Here is an 18,067-nt window from a genome sequence, read left to right as displayed (position 1 = left end):
AGATCGGAACCAAGAGTTAAAGTGGTCTCCGACTTTTGATCTCTGATTCCTGAAACCCATGCAATTCATTTTTGTCCTTCTGGCTAGCCTGAACCTCCTTGCTTTTAGTATCACAGTTATTCTCGGATTTATTGCAATGAAATCCCTCTGGCTTTTTCAATATCACATCGGAGCCGGATTGCTCACGGCTCTCTTCACCTGCGTTGTCCACTCCATCGTCTTTACCCACTTCATCGGTTCTGGTTTAAGTGTTAAAGAAGCCGTTCTCGCCAACAATTTAGGCTTTGATTATATTCAGAAGACCCGTAGGTTCAAAGCCAGAGTTTTTCCTTTCGCACTCCTTTCTACCCTTCTTACCATCGTTGTTGTAGCCATGGGCTCGGCAGCCCATACCCTCCTTATCCCCGGTTGGATCCATGGATTTTTTGCGATTCTGGCCGTTATTCTCAATATCCGGGCGTTTTTTCTTGAGTATCGTTATGTAGGAGAAAATTCAAGATTGCTGGAAAGCCTGAATCGTGCGTTGACAGAGCCTAAAATATCGGATATTTCCTCTGAAACCTGAACCTGTTTACTTTGCCTTCACCTCCGGCTCCTCTCCCGAAACTTCGGGAGAGAGGTGTAGCTTTCAGGAATAGTTTTTTCTCACCTAACCTCGCCAGCTTATTGGAAAGTTTACAGAGTTGAAGAAATCCCCCTGGTAGGGGCGCAAGGCCTTGCGCCCCTACCAGGCAGCGTTAGAGAGGAATCAAAGGTTTACCTCAATAAATTACTCTGCTTCTGTCAGCACCGGTCACACCGGTTAAGGTTCTATGTAAGGTGATAAAGGATTATCCTGATCCCTGTTTGAGGAGATTCTCAAAGTAGGTAACAACTTCCCGGGCCGCCCAGTTTTGAGGTCCTATAACCTTTAGTACGAGGGTTCCGTTTTTATCTACAATGAAGCTCTCGGGAACTCCGGTAGTTGCATAAAGTTTTTTGATTTTTCCGGTTGGATCCAAGAGCACCGGGAAGGTCAGTTGATGCTTTTTCATGAAGGGAACCACAACCTGCTCTCCCAACGCATCGATACTCACCGAGAGAATCTCAAAATCTCTTCCTTTGAACCGGTCGTAAAGCTGTTGCATAGAAGCCATTTCATCGACACAGGTCGGACACCAGGTTGCCCAGATATTGACAAAAACCACTTTGCCTTTGAAGTCGCTCAAGCTCACCGGCCGGCCTTCCAGGTCAGGAAAGGTAAAGTTCGGAGCCAGAGATCCTTCCCGTGGAGGTTCCAGTTTTTGCAGGGGTTGACTGGTACCGGTTTTGTGGAAAAAAGTCACCGTGAAAATCCCCAGAACTAAAAGAATGGGACTGATGATAAGAAGGGTGATCAGTTTTTTCTCTTTACCTTCAAAGGTTAGCATACCCGTTTTTGATCTCATAACTTAATTCCAAAGAAAAGTTAACGGTTTCTCCGATAAACATCCGAACCTCCCTTTGCTTTTCCTTCCTGAATAGGAATCACAGGACTCTGCGGCATAGCCCGGGGATTAAAACGAACAGGTGGATCGAAACGAAAAGGTAATTTAGGAGGTATCCCACAGCGATGACAAATAAATATCTTTTTGTTATAGATAACCGTACCCGGATACACGTAAGAATAAGGAACATAAACAGGGGGTAGATAAGGGACAAACCCATACATCATAGACCCATATCCCCCGGTGGTACCGTAATAAGGCGTCGGACTGGAAGGTACGGATGAATAGGGTGCGCCGGTTACAGGGGCTTCTTGTCTAGGGGTATATACGTTTTGGGAAGTTGTAGAGGATTCCGTCCCGGGTTTCGTAACATAAACCGTTGAAAGGGTTCTCTGGACATTTTCCGCGTCAACCCATCGAATTTCTACCCGATTAACAGATTGATAAGGATCTTCCAGATAGGTTTTAAAAACCCCGGACTTTCCTACATCCAGGACCGACGGGTCTGGAGTTACCCAGGTCATATTAAAAAGCTTATTAGAAGAATCATATCCTACCACCTGAAGTCGTAGATCCACCAATTGAGACGAAGTATTATTTTGCACCTCCCCTACCACCGTCACTCGCCCATCGCTCCAATAAGCTTGAGCATTCAGGATCGATAAGCTTGCAGAAGATACCACACCTGAAGGTTCCGATACATCCACTTCTTCAAGGGAAAACACCCCATCCTTTTCATGGGCCTGGTCGGGAAACTTATTGGCGACATGCACAACCCCATTGCGGTCATACCACTTATATATTCTGGCAGAAACCGGATTGTTTACCCATAAAAGGATTAGAAAACTAACTACAAGGCCTGCCGAGACTTTCATAGCTTCCCCTCCCTTTTTAACCAAGAACTTAACTAATTTGTTTTTAGTGTAGCGCGCTCTGGAGACAAAAAGCAAGTAATTTTTTAGTAATTATTCAGGATTCCGATTTTATAACTCTAATTTTTTCAATGCAGAAATCCCCATTCGAATGGGCAGGATGGTAACCACCAGGCTGATTAGCAGGGCTATCCCATAGCAGAGATAAACCTCAACTCCACCTATAGAACGGAAAAATAGCTGTTCTGAGAAGTGAACATAGACTGGTCGGGCCTCTAAAACAATTATCAATCCAATATAGCCCAGGCTACAAATCATATACAGAATTCCACCAAGGCTGGTTGCTATCTGGGCAGGATTTTCATTGATAAATTTAGGATATAGAGCTCCCATCCCGACCCCCAGACCGGTTAATCCCAGTGTAATAAAAAAAATGGTGATCACAGACAGTCCCATCATATAAGAATCTACTTTAAGAAGAAGGTTAGACACCACGACTAACACCTCGGCCAGACCTATAAGGGGGAATAGGAAGAGAAAAAATTTTTCAAGCAGAAATCGGCGGTAATCCAGAGGAGCACTGTGGAGGACCCAAAAACTCTCCCCTTCCAGACTGGTCGTGGGATAAACAAATCGTGAGCCCAAGGCCGCAAGGACAAACCCGGCCAGACCGAGATTTAGAAAAGAGACCAGGTTCTTGAGATAAATGTTATCCAATGGAAGATTTCGGATGTTGAAGAAATAAATAATCAGGAGGGCTCCTAGCATGAGTAATTGAGACCATTGGGAGGTATCCCGCCAGAAAATTTTCAGGTCTTTCATCAGAAGAGCCCGGCTGACAGGGTGGAGAAAGGTAAGAGAGGAAAGGAGGGTATCTACCGGTGAAGTCTGCCATTGAACTGCTTTAACCGTTTTAGATTCTGCAGAACCGGACCAACCCTCATAATAGAATCGAGTAGCCAGGTAAAGGATAAACCCGAAGGAAAGGGAAGCTCCCAAACCCAGCAGGAAGAGGTTTTTCACGACTGCTTCGGGTTTTTTTTCAATGATACCCATAAGGGCTTCGGTGGCCCAGGTGCTGGGTAGATAAGAAGAGGAGGGTATTCGGGACTGACTGAGGTATTGCAGGAGTTCGGTCACTCCTACTTCTTGAATAAGTTGTTCTGGTTTTAAAAACCGGAAAAATATAACCATTACTCCGGCCAGTAGGACACCCAGAATTGTTAAAACTTGCTGGGTTCGTTTGGCCGGAAAGAATCTCATGAGGAGAACCGTTATCCCGATCCCCAGACTCGCCGGTATAACCAGGAAAGGAATCAGAATAACCGGAATGAGAAGATAATAAAAAAAGGGGGCCGCATAGACTTGACCGCAAACCATAAAAATAGGAAAACCAAAAATAAGGATCATCCATGAGCTATGGAGCATGGTATCTATAAACTTGGAAATAAACACAGAAGTAATTCGGATAGGGGATGAGAGAAGAAGACTAAGGTCCGTGGACAGATAAATGGTCGAAAGTGCAGTAATGATATTGGAAAAAAGGAGCATAGAAAAAAAGGTCAGAAAGGTCATATTTAAAAGACGGACGGTCAAAATGGTTCCGATCACGGGAACTTTTGCCAGGTAAGAGAGGATTCGGTGGAAAAATAGGTAATCCAGGCAGAGGAAACCAACCGTCAGGGTTAAGAGGAGAAGAAATTTAGTTACCTTCTCTCCGGTGAGGTAAGTCAGGTTGTTTTTAAGGGTTTTTCTTTTAAGCCGGAAAAGAAGGCCGAGTTCGGCGGAAAAGGTCATTTTCTTTGGGAGTCAGAGATCAGGAATAAGGAGGGCATGATTTTTTAAAACACGGCGATTTCCTGTATCTCGGAACCACCGGTCAGTTCTAAAAAGATATCTTCCAGTCGGTTCAAGGAAGTTTGGGCCATTTGCTGTAATTCACCCATAGTTCCCTGGGCAATAAGATTTCCTTTGAGGATAATCCCGATACGATGGCACATTTGTTCGGCAACTTCCAAACTGTGGGTCGACATGAAAATCGTAGTTCCCTCCTGACTGACCCGTTTAAAAATTTCTTTAACTACCCGGGCCCCTTTGGGATCCAATCCCACCATGGGTTCGTCTACGATGAGAACTTTGGGCTGATGAAGTAAAGCTGAAGACATGACTAATTTTTGCTTCATGCCGTGGGAGTAACTTTCTATGAGTTCATCTCCCCAGGCGGTTAATTCAAACATGTCTAGAAGCCGTTCGATCCGTTTTAGACAGACATCGCTCTCCAATTCATAAAGCCCTGCGACAAACTTCAGAAACTCCCGTCCCGTTAGCTTTGGGTAGATGAACGGTCGGTCTGGAATGAATCCAATAATCCGTTTGGTTTCCAAAGGTTGGTGCTGGATATCAAAACCCGCAATTCGAACTGTTCCTGAGGTTGGTTTTAACAATCCGGCCAGGATTTTTATGGTCGTTGTTTTTCCGGCTCCGTTGGGACCTAAAAACCCGAAAAATTCCCCCTGGGCAATTTGGAGGGTCAGATCAGATACTGCCGTGATGTTACCGTATCTTTTAGTAAGATGGTTAATCTCGATGGTCATAATCGGAGAGAGTTAAATCCGTCGGACTTCATCTAATCGATAACATCTTCGCCAGTAATCGAATTTAATGCGCCAGACTTCCCAGAACATCCTGAAGGAATCTCTCAGCAACTTAACGCTACTGGGCCCTCCTGTGTACTCAACAACGACAGGGATTTCTTTAATACGATAACCCAGTTTCTGGGCCAGGAAAAGGACCTCCACATCGAAGCTAAAATCATTATGAAACTGTTTAGAAAACAGGTGCAAGGCGGCTTTTCTCGTAAAACACTTAAAACCGCTCTGAGTGTCTCGTATTTGTTCTAAAAGAACGGCACGAACAAATAGATTAAATATCCGACCGATCAGATGTCTTTGAAAGATATATCTAAAATCTCGAGGACTTAAAATAAATCGAGATTCTTCATACGCCCTGGAACCCAAAGCAATATCGTACCCTTCTTGAAGGCATTTTAGCAGATCTTCTACTTGAGAAATCGGATAAGCTACATCTGCGTCGGTATAAAGCACATACTCTCCCCTGGAAGCTAAGATTCCCTTTCGGACAGAAAATCCTTTTCCTTTGTTTTGCTCATTAAACAGAGAGCGAATCCAGGGCAGATTTTCTGCCAGTTTTGTAATTTCAAGACCTGTATTATCTAGACTTCCATCATCGATCAAAATGATTTCAAAAGTATAACCCCGATCCTTTACAGAATCAATAATTTTTTTTACACTACCTGCAATTTGGTTTCCGCCATTATAGACCGGAATAATAATAGATAAATAAATCGAGGAACCCGGGGTAGAAACCTTCATACTTTTTTCTTGACTCCAAATTTTTACTTTATATAATGATTTCCAATTTAATCTTTTCTCTCAAAGTTACAATTTATATGCCATTTTTATATGTCCATTTTTAATTATCTGATCTTTGTCTCACCAGAAAGGATTTAACCTTAAAGATTTTAAAGAGGGATAGAGCGATGGCCCACAGGATTCTGATCGTGGAAGATGAACCTGGAATGATAGAATTACTAACCGTTGCTTTAGAGGATGAAGGTTATGAAGTTTTTATTGCCAGCAATGGGGTAGAAGGGCTGGAACAAATAGAAAAGAAAGATCCAGACCTGGTTATTTCTGATGTGATGATGCCGGATATGAACGGCTTCGATTTTTGTCAACAGTTGCGCAATAATCCTCGTACGGCTTCGATACCCTTTATCTTTCTGACGGCTAAAAAAGATGTTTCAGATCGGGTCAAAGGTCTAAATGCCGGTGCCGATGATTACATCAGTAAACCTTTCCACATCGTGGAAGTCGTAGCCCGTATCCGGTCTTTACTCCAGAGATCTGAGCGGGTGAAGGTTGCTCAGAGAACCTCAACGGCGGAGACGGAAAAAGACGTCGCCGCCATTAAAGGTAACCTGCAAGAAGTAGGTATCGGAGAGCTTTTTCAGACCTTTGTGGTTCTTACCAAAAAGACCGGCAGATTGGTTGTTACATCGGGGCAACGAAAAGGAGAGATTTATTTTCAGGATGGGAACGTAATCCATGCCATAGTGGATCGACGAAAGGGGGAAGAAGCGGTATATCGCTTACTGACCTGGAAAAGTGGACAATTCACCTTTGATACAGGAGTTCTCCCACCCGTCGCCACTATGAAAAAAAGTGCAGAAGGTTTGCTCATGGAAGGGATGCGGCGTTTAGATGAGTATCACCGTTTGCTGGATCAATTTCCTTCTCCGGATACTCCCCTGGAAGTAACCTCTTTAACCGAAGAAGGGCTAAGTATCCAGGAGTTAAATATTCTTAATCTCATTAATCGGTATTCAACCCTTGACGAGGTTGTTTATCATAGTAATTATAACCAACTGGATACACTCAAATTAATTCTCAAACTCTACAACCAGAAGATTATCCGGGTTCCTGAAAAGAAGAAAAGTAAAAAGAAGCAGGAAAAACCAGACTATGACCAGTTGGCGGATGATCTGTTCGGTTAAAAAAATAAGAAGACTCTAAGGTATCAAGTCCGATCTCTTGAGCCTTGGAATCCCGAAGTTACGATTATGTTATACCCGCAAGGAAAGGCAATCATTGAAAATCTCAAAACATCCTTTATAAATATAGATGGAGTTCTCCGGGAACTAGAAAAAGATAACTTTACCGGGTATATTCGGGTTCGCTTTGATAATTACGAGGGTGCCCTTATTTATGAAGACGGGAAGTTAATGGAAAGTATAGAGGAATATCAGGATGGAAAACCTAAAGTTCTTGGCAAAGAAGCGGTCGTTAACATTATAAAAAAAGTTAAACAAGGGGCCGGAGGATTTGTAACCGTTCAGGAGCTTTCTCCTCAGGTCATTAAAATGATGTTGCGGACGATTCATAGTTCAATCTTATATAAAGACCTTTTATCCGAGTTTACCCAGATTAAAAATCTTCTGGTTACCCTCAAAACCAAGGCGATTACCGGGCACGTAGAAATTCAAATGAACGAGGGCCACGGTCAGGCTTTTATTTTTCTGGAAGAAGGAAGGCTTATTGAAAGTTTGTTTAGCGGAGAAGATGGCGTTACGTTATCCGGGAAAAAAGGTCTGGCTAAAATTTTGGAAGTTGCTAACGAAGTAGGATATGTCATGAACGTATACCAGGTTACAGATTCCGGAAAGGTTAAAAAGTCAACTCCGGCTAAACCTATCCCGACTCCCAGGAAGGAAATAGAGGAAGAGAAAGAAGTTGACCCGGTAGAGGAGGGGGAAGCCGAGCTGGAACCTGTTTCTGAAGCAGAAGAGGAGGAGCTGGAGACCTCAGAAGCATTTTCAACTACGGATATTACAGAAGTGTTGGAAGTGATACAAAAGATCGTGTTGGGAATAGAACAATCCTTAGATCGACTTTTTGGAAAAGGTCAATTCTTCAGAGTCTTTTTGCAGACGCTTTCTCAAAAGTCGGAAGACTATCCGTTTCTCAAATCGCTCCATGACAATTTATTAGCCAATAAGAACAACTTCACCATAGAGGATGCAACATCTCCAGATGAGATGGTATTGGGGATTAGCGACGTACTGGATCAGTGTATAAGTTATCTGCAAACCCCTCAGCACCCCCGTGCAGAAATCGTCTCCTATGCTCAAAAAGGATTAGCTTCGGTTAAGATGGTAGACGAAGAACTTATTCAAAAATACGGATTGGATAGGGCGTTATTTGAACTTCTGGGCTAGAACCTGAAGCGAATCTACTGTGCAGGATAATAAACCATTCCAAACGAGCCTGGACCAACGGTGGCTCCTACGCTGGAACCCATAACCGAAATATAAACATCTACACAATCGTACTGGGCTTCTACCAGTTGCTGCATGGTTCGAACTTTATCTTCAGCCATGGCGTGGGCAAATCCTAAACTAATCTTGCTCCCGGCGGGTATTTCCTCCTTCATGAGTTCTATAAGGCGCTCGAAGACTTTTCCTCCCCGGACTTTATCCTTAGCCGTCGTTTCCCCCTGTTCGATACTGAAGATAGGCTTCAAATTAAAGAGGTTCCCAATGAAAGCAGCCGCCCGACCAATCCGACCACTCCTTTGAAGATATTCCAGGGTATCTACCATAAAGAGCGTCTTAACTTGTGGGATCAGTCTATCCAGATAGTCTAAAATTTCTTTCTTATTTTTCCCGGCGGCTGCCAACTTCGCCGCTTCCATAACAATCATCCCTAAGGCAATACTGGTATTCTGAGAATCTACAACTTCAATGGTGAGATTTTTTCCTTGCTTTCGGGCTAAATCTATACAATATTTAGCCATATTGGTGGCTACTTCGAATGTTTTGCTGAGTTTAGAGGAAAGGTGGATGGAGATGATGGTGTCGGTGATCTGGCTTAATTCGGTATAAACGGTAGAAAACTCCTTTCGAGAAGGAGGAGAAGTCACAGGAGTTTTATCCGATTCTTTCATCTTTTGGTAAAACTCTTCGGCACTTAGCTCTACGGTATCCTTATAAGCCTTCATATCAATAGAAATCGTCGTGGGAACCATTCTAATATCATAGGTCTCTCGCAATTCTTTCGACAGATCCGCCGTGGTATCTGTTACAATTTTCACTTGACCCATACTTTAGATTCTCCTCTTTTTTAAAGCTCTTAATAAAACCCTCTCGATTTAACTGTTTTTGAATTCTCTAGAACAAATTCCGGATTCTGTCAAGAAAATAATGAGTTCAGGAGCCTATACCTGGTATCACAGTTCCCATTCCCCTTTCCTTCCAGGTTCTGCCCTATGTTTTCTTAAGGCAAATAGAGTCTTGAGATGAGAAAACAGGGCTGTAGGCAAAAATGTACTCTTCAAGGGAAGAGGAGAACCCAGGAATCTAGCAACCATCGGTTCCTCCTTCCCGCGTCGGGAAGGGAGGTCAGGAGGTTAGCATCCCCCCTCCACAAGGTGGGATCGTTCCTATGGGGAAGGGGGTGAGGCATACGAAGTTTCAACGTAGAAAGGGTATGATAAAGGAAAACAAGAACCTCGATGTGGTCATTGAAAAAACCTGTTCCTTTGTTAAATCAGGATTCCTAAGGCCATATCTCCCAGAATTTCGGTTATCTTGACATCTCGAATTTGGCGGGACAGATCCAGACCGGTAATGGTACCGACCCGCATGTAATTAGAAGTAAGACCGGTAAAAATTCCTTCTTCATTTCGAGTCTCAAACAGAACCCGAACCGTCTTCCCGAGATAATGACTGTAGAACTGTTGCCGTTTCTTTGCAGAAAGCTCTCGAAGAATTTGACTCCGCTCCTTAATAATTTCAGGATGGACCGTCTCTTTCATTTTAGACGCTTTGGTCATGGGACGTTTAGAGTAGCTGAATATATGGGCATAACTTAAGGGAAGCTCTTCCAAAAGCCTTCGGGTATTTTCAAACTCAGCCTCTCCTTCTCCCGGGAATCCTACGATGATATCGGTCCCTAATCCTACCTCGGAAACTTTTTGCATAATCCGTTCTACAAATTGAACATAATCTCTGACCGTATACCTTCGGTTCATGGCCCGAAGGATCTTATCGTCCCCACTTTGAACGGGAATATGAAAATAAGGGCAGAGCTTTTGCGAAGAGGCCATATGATCTATTACTTCCTCCTGAACAGTGGTAGGTTCAATGGAAGTAATCCGAATACGCTGGATTTCATCGATCTCCTCTAAGGCCTTAATCACGTCCAAAAGGGTTTTTCCTTCATCGGAATATCTTCCAATATTGACCCCGGTCAAAACGATTTCCTTATGGCCTTGTCGGGCCAGCTCGGTGGCTTCCCGGAGTAAATCTCCTAACTTCCGACTTCTTTCACGCCCCCGGGTAAAAGGAATAATACAAAATGTGCAGAAAAAATCACAACCATCCTGGATTTTTAAGTTAGCCCGGGTCACCTCATTATGATTTCCGGTTGTTTCCAGGATAAAATTATCCCGGGATATTCGCCGCGAATGAAGAATGACCGGGGTCGGGAGCTTGAGAGGCTCTTGAACATATTGGGCTAATTTCATTTTATATTCGGTCCCTGCAATCAGATCTATTCCTTCTATTTTTTTAAGGCTATCGACTCCAATTTGGGCATAGCAACCGGTCACTGCAATGAATGCCCGGGGAGACCTCCGAAGGACAGAACGGATAATATTTCGGCACTTGGCTTCGCTATGTTCTGTGACCGAGCAGGTGTTAATAACACACAGATCCGTTTCTTTATCAAAGTCAACAATCTGATAACCCTTCTCCTCGAAGGTCTTACTAATGATGGCAGTCTCGGCTTGATTTAAGCGACAACCCAGGGTATAAAAAGAAGCACGATACGGCACAGGTTTAAAACGTAAAACGTAATGAACAAATGGAATAAGGTTTACCTGGTTGTTTTACCCGGCATTACGTTTTACACTTTCTCGTTCCCAAATAATAATCGCCAATGATCATTGAATCCTATGCGAAATATAGCTTTTAATTCTCCCCCTGTCAACCTCCCAAACCGGGAATTCTCTGGGATTTAAGGGATCGGTTAACCTGTTGACTTAAGGTCAGGTACGGCAACCCTTTGTCTTACTCAGGGCAGATCCTGGATGCTTCTTCCAGGTAATCCATCGTAATTGCCTGATAACACAGGTCCTTAGCAAATTTATAAATCTTCCTACAGAAACTTGACGGAATTTTGAATTCCTCGAGAGCGTTACAGGTTACCCTTGTCATCTCCCGTTGAAGGTATCCTCCCAGGCATTCCCCAGTCCTTCACACAGCAACTCATAGGAAAGAGTAGATCAAACGTCCTCATTTGATAGTGCAGAGGGTCTGGCCGGTTGGAACAAATTGTGCAAATTATTTATCGGCCTCCACCCCTTTCCCCTCTCCCATGCTGTGGACACGTCGGGATAAGGCTTAGTTGGAAGCGCGATGGTACTTTCCTCTCCCCTCTCTCGAAGCTTTCTTCTCTTTACCTGCATTTTTCGATTTCGGAGAAGGGGACTCAAAACTGCTTAACCAGGCTTGGGGATCAAGTAAATTGGAAGTGAAACGGAAGCTCGTATCCAAGCCTCTTCCATGGGGCAGGATAGACTTTGAGGATTAATGACTCGTTTTACAAAAAGAAGGATCTTGCCCGCCTAAAGGGGGTTTAATCCATTTTGCTACTCAACCCGGGGACTCCTTGAACCCTCTCTTAATCCTCGAAATGAAAAATATGGGTAATGATTAGCTCCGCGTCAGGAAGGAGCTTGCAGGTGGCCTGGGTTCCCACTCTCCCTTTACCTCCCGGAAGCGTGAGAGTCCTCCCTTCTCAGGATAACTGAGACTAACCTGCAGGTTATTTTTTCAGACGAAATCCTAAGAAGAGTGGCATGCCTGCGAACGAAATAGAAGGTACCGTATCCTACTCTGCTTACGATTACTCAGTCTTATTTCAGCATAAAGATGCAGTCCCCCCCCCCTCTCTCCCTTCCCGCATGCGGGGAGGGAAGGGGTAGGGCTGCGTCTCTACGTCCAGAGATAGTAGGAAATATTTAATAAAGATGTCAAATAAAATTAAAAATTGTATTAATAAACCATGTTGCCTACCAGCAGGCAGGTTAAATTCGAAAATCTTAAAGTAGGTAAAACGTCTCGTTTGACGAAGGAGGGCAGTGGAAAAGTATCTAGGGCGCCTCCACGATATCTTTTTGCATAGGACCCAGAATGGCCAGTAGCTCGCTTTTTTCTTTTTCAGGCACGTTGAATTTATTCAGGGCTGCGACCAGGTCTTCAACCAAAGCATTAAATTCAGCAGTGGTAATTCCCATTCCGGCGTGGGCCGCTTTCATACTTAGACCGGTGTATTTCTGGGGACCACCAGTTGCCTCCCCGATTTGATTAATAAGGTTGGTTCTAAATCTTTGAGCCCGTTCACCGGTGGTTCTTGCAAATCTCTTATTGATCCGCTCATCTGCAAGGACATTGGCAATAAATTGATCCACCACTGCCGTAATAGCGGGCTCTCCACCTAGACGCTCGTAAAGGGACTTCTGCGCCATTTGCTGATTACCCATGGGCTTTTGGGTTTCCGCAGCCGGCTTTTGTGTCATCGTCCCCTGATCCTTCATCTCTTTTTTCGTGCAGCTTAATAAGGTAAAGACCAATCCCATTATCAGAAACATTCCCAAAAATCTCAGTCGTTTCATGGCTACGCTCCTTGTATCTGTAAGGTTAGTCCGGTGTCTTTATACCCTTTAGACCCCGGGCCAACAGATAAGAATTTTAAAATGAAATCTCATTCCTTTTCATCTCGTAAGAGTAATACGAATCCAAACCGATTTTAGATTTCTGGTTCTCTGTTTTTTGTTTTAATAAAAGCTTGCCTGGAAAGAAAGGCCACTTTCCTTAACAGATACTTCACCCTCCTAATTTCCTTGACGGATCTGTCCTTAAAACTTAAAATGAATCTTGTCTGAACACTTTTTATTCTTTTCATAAGATTTTGAAAGGAGATTCTCACATGAAAACACCCTGGGACATGTACATGAAGGTTGGGATTGTTCATCCTATGGCGTTTCCCGAGACCCTTCGACAGGAAGGTCCTGTTTTTGAAACCATCCGGCGAATTGCAGAAGATGAATTCTTTGGGGCCATTGATATTGTAGGTGCTAAGGATGAAAAGGTTCGAAAGGAAGTCGGAGTCCTTTTGAAATACAGTCGCCTTCAAGTCAATTTTGCAGCTCAATCTGTTCTCCTTCCCCTCAAAGGAGATTTGAATGCAGAAGATCCAGAAGCCAGAAAAAGAGCCATCCAGATAGTTAAGGAATGTATAGACCATGCCGTTGATCTCAATGCGAGTAGCTTATCCATTTTGAGTGGTTACGACCCGGGTCCGAACAAACGGGAGAAAGCCATGGAGCTCTTAATCGATTCCATTAAGCAAATCTGTTACTATGCCCGAGAAAAAGCCGGAATTCCTGTTGCCCTCAAAATTTTCGACCGTGAAATTGAGAAAAAATCCCTCATCGGGCCGGTTGATGAAGCCAAAAAGCTCGCCGAGGCTATACGACAGGATTATCCCGATTTTGGGTTGATTCATGACCTCAGCCACCTTCCCCTGTTAGGGGAAGATCCGGCCAAGGTACTTCCCGTTATTAAAGATTATCTGGTAGCCATGCACATGGGGAATTGTGTTCTGGACAAATCCAGTCCTTTGTATGGCGATCAACATCCCCTGTTCGGCGTTCCCGGTGGTGTCAACGATGTAGAGGAGTTGAGAAACTATCTCAAGACCCTTTTTGAGATTGGTTTCTTAAGGGGGAAAGTACGACGGTTCGTAGGTTTTGAGATCAAGCCCCATGCCGGGGTTACTTCCGAGATGGTGATTGCCAACGCCAAACGTACTTTGACCGAAGCCTGGGCCGGACTGGAAATAAGTCAACTTTGTGTTTTTACCGAAGAAAAAGAAAATCTCATAAATATTGCCCAACAGATTAGCAAGGAACAGTGAACAATTTGCAATGAGCGGGTATCTATCCTCTAGGGTACAGGGTTCATTGTTGATTGTTCATGGCCCGTGAAAGCGTTTATCGAATCAACCCTTGATAAAACGGCTTATCAGCCTGTGAAACCCGAAGTCTTAGCCGAACTCCAGCGGATCCTCGGTCCGGATCTGGTTCATACGGCTCCAGAAGTCCTTGTCTGTCATTCCTATGATTCTCAAGATTACAGTGCGATGCCGGAGGTAGTGGTAGAGCCTACTTCTGCACAACAAATCTCTGAAATTGTCAGGCTGGCCAATCATTATAAAATTCCCATTACCCCCTTTGCCGCTTCCACAGGAAGAACCGGCGGATCTGTACCCATCTTCGGAGGAATCGTCCTTTCCACCCGACGGATGAATCGCATCTTAAAAGTAGATGTAGGAAACCGTCTGGCCATTATCCAACCCCATGTTATCAACGATCACCTGAATCAGGAGGTGGCGAAATATGGGTTATACTTTCCTCCAGATCCTTCCAGTAAGGGCGTCTCAACCGTTGGGGGTAATATTGCAGAATGCGCCGGAGGTCCCCATTGTTTAAAGTATGGCGTTACCCGGGATTATGTTCAAGGATTAGAGGTAGTCTTACCCCATGGGGAGATTGTGGACACAGGCCCCTTTGGGACCCGGGATTATGCCAGTTCTGCTTTGATCGGTCTGATTACCGGTTGCGAAGGAACTCTGGCCGTTATTACCAAAGCTTATATTAAGTTAATTCCCCTCCCTAAAGTTTATCGTACCATGCTGGTTGGGTTTGATGATCTGACCGCTATGGCCAGGACCTTGACTGGAGTTTTTTACTCCGGCATCTTACCAGCCGTCATGGAATTTATAGATAATGCGGCCATTCGTTGTGTAGAAGCCTACATGCATGCCGGACTGCCTGTAGAGGCCGAATCCCTCCTCCTTATCGAAACGGACGGGGATTCTATCTCCACGGAAATCGAATTTAACCGAATCCTGGATATTTGTAAAAATAACGGTGCCGCCAGTATTCAAATAGCGGAAACCAAAGAACGACGGGATCAACTGTGGCTTGCCAGACGCTCCCTCAATGCGGCTATTATGCGATATAAACCGGTTAAAATCGCCGAAGATATTGCCGTTCCCAGAGGAGCCTTACTGGAAATGCTGGAAGGTACAAAGAAAATAGCAGAACAATATCAGGTCCATGTGGTCAACTATGGCCATGCCGGAGATGGAAATATCCATGTCAATATTATGCTGGAAAATGATCCCGAGGAGATTAAACGGGGTGAGGAGGCCATCGATGAAATCTTCCGGCTGACCCTTCGATTGAACGGAACTTGCTCCGGTGAACATGGAATCGGCATTACCAAACGAAAATACTGTTCCTGGGAATTCCAGGGAGCCAGTTATACCATCCAGTTGGCCATCCGAGATACCTTCGATCCGAATCATATCATGAATCCGGGGAAGATTTTTGAATAGAGGCCGGGGACTAGAGACCGGAGACTTGTCTTATTATCTTTCGGCCTCTAGCCTGCAGTCTCATAGATATGAAAAAAATTGGTTTCATCGGTTTAGGGATCATGGGAAAGCCCATGGCCCGGAATCTTATAAAGGCAGGATTTCCCCTCGTTGTTCATAACCGTAGCAGAGGACCGGTGGAAGAGTTAATGAAGGAAGGCGCAGAGGCTGCCTATTCTCCCAAGGAGGTTGCCCAAAAAGCTGAAGTGGTTATTACCATGCTGCCGGACTCACCCGATGTAGAGAAGGTCATTTTGGGAGAAAACGGGGTTCTGGAGGGTGCCAGGGCCGGTACCATCCTCATTGATATGAGTTCCATCTCTCCCATTGTTTCACAAAGAATAGCCGCTGAGGTCGCAAAAAAAGGGGTTAAGATGTTAGACGCTCCGGTCAGTGGAGGTGAAACGGGGGCTATTAACGCAACCCTGGCCATCATGGTAGGAGGTGATCAAGAAGTTTTTGATAAATGCCTGGACATATTTAAGGCCATGGGAAAGAGTGTCGTACGGGTTGGCAATATAGGAGCCGGCGGTTTTACCAAGCTGGCCAATCAGATTATTGCGGCCATCAATTTAGAAGCCCTCGGAGAAGCTTTTGTCCTGGGAGTTAAAGCCGGGGTAGACCCTAATTTAATATTTCAGGCCATTCGAGGTGGCCTCGCCGGTAGTAACATGATGGAATCTCGAATTCCGGCTATCATGGAACGAAACTTTAAGCCGGGATTTAAATTAAAACTCCACCTTAAAGATCTGAATAATGCTTTATCGGCAGCCAAAGATTTAGGTGTTCCCCTTCCCATTACCAGCCTGGTTCAACAGATGATGCTGGCTCTGACCACTCGAGGTTTAGGAGAAGACGATAACGGTTCGCTGGTCAAACTTCTGGAAGACTTTGCAAAGACCGAAATAAAGAAAAAGTCTTAAATAGAAGTGTGGGAGTGTGGGAGGATTTGCACTTACCCTCTCACACTTCCATACATACTTCCACACTTCCACACTTCCACACTTCCACACTTCCGTGTCCTTCTAAAGCTGGGCCCTTTTTAAGAACAAAAGTAACTGGATGATTTGTTCGTTCCGTTGATCGATAATGGCATCGATATCCTGACCTGTATAATCGAAGAAGCCTTTACCGGTTTTAAGACCTACTTCGTTAGCATCAACCTTCTCTTTCATTAATTTGGGGGGTTCAAAGCGGGGATCTTTTAAAGTTTCGTACATATAAACGAAACACTTATACCAGGTGTCTATCCCCAAACTATCCAGAGCTTCAAAGGGTCCAAACAAGGCATAACGTAATCCCAGATGATAGGTCCAGGCCCTGTCTACGTCTTCCTTACTGCAAATTCCCTGCTCCACCAAATTACAGGCTTCTTTCAACATAGCTCCCTGGACCCGGTTGACAATGAAGCCGGGAACTTCCTTACAGATAATAGGAACTTTACCCATTCGGGTTAGGATCTCCTTTGTGATAGAGAGGGTTTCCTCAGAGGTTTTTGCACCTCGGATAATTTCTACCAGGGGTAAAACATGGGGGGGTTGCATCCAATGGGCTCCGATGACCTTATCCGGACGTTGAGTTACCGAAGCCAGCTCAGATATCATGAAAGTAGAGGTATTACTGGCCAGAATGGCTTGAGGCGGAGCCAAAGTATCCATTTGCTTGAACGTGTCCTTCTTCAAACTCATTTCCTCGGGTACCACCTCCATAACAAAATCGGCGTCTCGAAGAGCTTCAGCTAAATCCGTGGTGGGTCGAATCCGGGAAAGGGTTGATTCCATCCGTTCTGGAGTCGTTAGACCCTTTTCGATGAATAGTTTTAAATTGAGTTGGATTCGACGCATACCCCGATCTACAAACTCTTGTTTTATATCGTGTAAACGAACCTGATAGCCATTGTAAGCAAATACCTGAGCAATCCCATGGCCCATGGTACCGGCACCGATAACGGCGACTCTTTGGATATCTTCTAATTTCATAATCCCATTCCCCCCACTTCCTACAGAGGTAAAAAGCAGTAAACAGATGGCCTGTAAGCAGTTTGTGTTCTAATTTCTTTTTAGTATTTTCTGCCGGCTATGGTTTGTTTCCGTCTTTATACCTCTGTTGTTTGAAGTGGCAAACAAATCCCTTCGTTGCAAACTTTATCTTTTTTAAATCTCTTAAAGTGTCGCGATAAGATTTTCTGGAGTGGAGAACAAACCCCTTAGTTCCAAACTCAACCTGTAAGATAGAAATATCCTCCCCTTCAAAACAAAAAACCCCATCGGAAGTCATGGGCTTTCAGGATATTTGTGACTACCCCGAGGTATTACCAGGCCTGGACTTCCAGGGAAGAAATCCCCAAGCCAGGCGCACGGCATGTTGTACCCGTCCTACAGCGAGAATATTCAAAGGGGCATTAATCCCTATCCGTGGATAGGTTACCTGATATCTGTACCATAAATATAATGCAAAGGTTGGCTTATATCTATTAAATCTAAGGCCGCTAAAGCAAACTAAACTCTTCTAATCCCGGTCCTATACCTATCCAGCCAAGGACGGGGCGTGGGGTCCAGACACTTCCCGGGCGCCAGGTTAAGATGCCCCCGCCCCGGTTCCTCCCCCATTTTACATTCGCTTCAAAGTTCCTTCCCCTGCCAAG

Annotated in this window: 15 protein-coding genes; 6 read left to right on the top strand and 9 right to left on the bottom strand. The window is 44.5% G+C overall.

All coding sequences use genetic code 11. The annotated features are described in order from the left end of the window. Positions 1-58: 58 nt before the first annotated feature. Entirely contained in the window at positions 59-565 is a 507-nt protein-coding gene (locus tag VNM22_14515) for a hypothetical protein (GenBank protein ID HWP48375.1), read from the top strand. Between the two features lie 265 nt (positions 566-830). Here VNM22_14515 and VNM22_14510 read toward each other — a convergent pair whose 3' ends face one another. The 5 genes from VNM22_14510 to VNM22_14490 form a co-directional block, all read right to left on the bottom strand. After that, a complete protein-coding gene (locus VNM22_14510) occupies positions 831-1,427 on the bottom strand; it encodes a TlpA disulfide reductase family protein (protein ID HWP48374.1) in 597 nt (198 codons plus the stop codon). A gap of 20 nt (positions 1,428-1,447) precedes the next feature. Continuing rightward, positions 1,448-2,341, bottom strand: coding sequence for a hypothetical protein (locus VNM22_14505; protein HWP48373.1), 894 nt, complete (start codon positions 2,339-2,341; stop codon positions 1,448-1,450). A 108-nt stretch (positions 2,342-2,449) separates the two neighbouring features. Next, positions 2,450-4,135 carry a hypothetical protein gene (locus VNM22_14500; protein HWP48372.1) on the bottom strand — a complete coding sequence of 562 codons (1,686 nt, stop codon included), beginning with the start codon at positions 4,133-4,135 and terminating at the stop codon, positions 2,450-2,452. A gap of 44 nt (positions 4,136-4,179) precedes the next feature. Next, a complete protein-coding gene (locus VNM22_14495) occupies positions 4,180-4,932 on the bottom strand; it encodes an ABC transporter ATP-binding protein (protein ID HWP48371.1) in 753 nt (250 codons plus the stop codon). A gap of 12 nt (positions 4,933-4,944) precedes the next feature. Next, positions 4,945-5,730: a glycosyltransferase gene (locus tag VNM22_14490; protein HWP48370.1), complete on the bottom strand. Its 786-nt coding sequence runs from the start codon at positions 5,728-5,730 to the stop codon at positions 4,945-4,947. 167 nt (positions 5,731-5,897) lie between these two features. Here VNM22_14490 and VNM22_14485 point away from each other — a divergent pair, with 167 nt between their 5' ends. Next, positions 5,898-6,914, top strand: a complete 1,017-nt coding sequence (locus tag VNM22_14485) for a response regulator (protein HWP48369.1) — start codon at positions 5,898-5,900, stop codon at positions 6,912-6,914. Between the two features lie 66 nt (positions 6,915-6,980). Further along, positions 6,981-8,135, top strand: coding sequence for a DUF2226 domain-containing protein (locus VNM22_14480; GenBank protein HWP48368.1), 1,155 nt, complete (start codon positions 6,981-6,983; stop codon positions 8,133-8,135). A 14-nt stretch (positions 8,136-8,149) separates the two neighbouring features. Here VNM22_14480 and VNM22_14475 read toward each other — a convergent pair whose 3' ends face one another. The 3 genes from VNM22_14475 to VNM22_14465 form a co-directional block, all read right to left on the bottom strand. After that, the gene (locus VNM22_14475; protein ID HWP48367.1) at positions 8,150-9,019 is read right to left on the bottom strand and encodes a DegV family protein; all 870 of its coding nucleotides are present in this window, start codon (positions 9,017-9,019) and stop codon (positions 8,150-8,152) included. Positions 9,020-9,460: 441 nt separating this feature from the next. Then, on the bottom strand, positions 9,461-10,753 hold the full coding sequence (mtaB, locus tag VNM22_14470; protein ID HWP48366.1) for a tRNA (N(6)-L-threonylcarbamoyladenosine(37)-C(2))-methylthiotransferase MtaB: 1,293 nt from the start codon (positions 10,751-10,753) through the stop codon (positions 9,461-9,463). A 1,320-nt stretch (positions 10,754-12,073) separates the two neighbouring features. Continuing rightward, complete coding sequence (locus VNM22_14465; protein ID HWP48365.1) at positions 12,074-12,595, bottom strand: group 1 truncated hemoglobin; 522 nt, start codon at positions 12,593-12,595, stop codon at positions 12,074-12,076. A gap of 314 nt (positions 12,596-12,909) precedes the next feature. On the opposite strand from VNM22_14465, the gene VNM22_14460 reads away from it, so the two are divergent. From VNM22_14460 to garR, 3 genes are all read left to right on the top strand, one after another. After that, positions 12,910-13,899: a TIM barrel protein gene (locus tag VNM22_14460; GenBank protein HWP48364.1), complete on the top strand. Its 990-nt coding sequence runs from the start codon at positions 12,910-12,912 to the stop codon at positions 13,897-13,899. Positions 13,900-13,965: 66 nt separating this feature from the next. Next, entirely contained in the window at positions 13,966-15,384 is a 1,419-nt protein-coding gene (locus VNM22_14455; protein HWP48363.1) for an FAD-linked oxidase C-terminal domain-containing protein, read from the top strand. Positions 15,385-15,452: 68 nt separating this feature from the next. Further along, positions 15,453-16,346 (top strand): 2-hydroxy-3-oxopropionate reductase, encoded by an 894-nt coding sequence (gene garR, locus VNM22_14450; GenBank protein HWP48362.1) that lies wholly within the window; start codon positions 15,453-15,455, stop codon positions 16,344-16,346. A 102-nt stretch (positions 16,347-16,448) separates the two neighbouring features. Here the strand turns inward: garR and VNM22_14445 are convergent, their stop codons facing one another. Then, entirely contained in the window at positions 16,449-17,402 is a 954-nt protein-coding gene (locus tag VNM22_14445; GenBank protein HWP48361.1) for a 3-hydroxyacyl-CoA dehydrogenase family protein, read from the bottom strand. Between the last annotated feature and the right edge of the window lie 665 nt (positions 17,403-18,067).

It is taken from the genome of Candidatus Limnocylindrales bacterium (genome assembly GCA_035559535.1).
In the GTDB taxonomy this organism is placed as follows: domain Bacteria; phylum Moduliflexota; class Moduliflexia; order Moduliflexales; family JAUQPW01; genus JAUQPW01.
Note: the sequence above shows the minus strand (reverse complement) of the source record. Positions and strands in the feature narration are given on the sequence as shown.